General features: G+C 6.6%; 1 protein-coding gene. It reads left to right on the forward strand.

Going from position 1 to position 425, the window contains the following annotated elements:
• Positions 1-243, forward strand: a 243-nt coding sequence (locus NG904_RS17735; protein ID WP_252232886.1) for a hypothetical protein, incomplete at its 5' end; no start/stop codon positions are given.
• Positions 244-425 lie beyond the last annotated feature (182 nt).

The following is a 425-nucleotide window of genomic DNA, read 5'->3' on the forward strand; positions in this document are numbered from 1 at the left end:
AAAAAAAAAAAGAAAACAAAAATAACAAAAAAAAATAACAAAAAACAAAAAAAAAAAACAAAAAAACAAAGAGTAAAACAAAAAAAAAAAAAAAAAAAAAAAAAAACAAAAAAAAAAAAAAAAAAAAAAAAAAAAAAAGAAAAAAAAAAAAAAAAAAAAAAAAAAAAAAAAAAAAAAAAATATTTTTTTTACACATTTTTTTTTTTTTTAAAAAAAATTTTTTTTTCAAACAACCTCCTTTAATTAAATAAAATTATTTTTTTTCAAAAATTACAACAATAAATTTATGAAAATAATTTTTTATATTTTTTTTTTAAAAAAAAATTTTTTAATATATTAATAAAATTATTATTTTTTTATATATTTATACATTTTTTTTTTTTTATTAATTATTTTTTTTCTTCTTCATTAATTTTTTTTTTTTT

The organism is Clostridium sp. ZBS15 (assembly GCF_023845705.1).
Classification (GTDB): Bacteria; Bacillota; Clostridia; order Clostridiales; family Clostridiaceae; genus Clostridium; species Clostridium aquiflavi.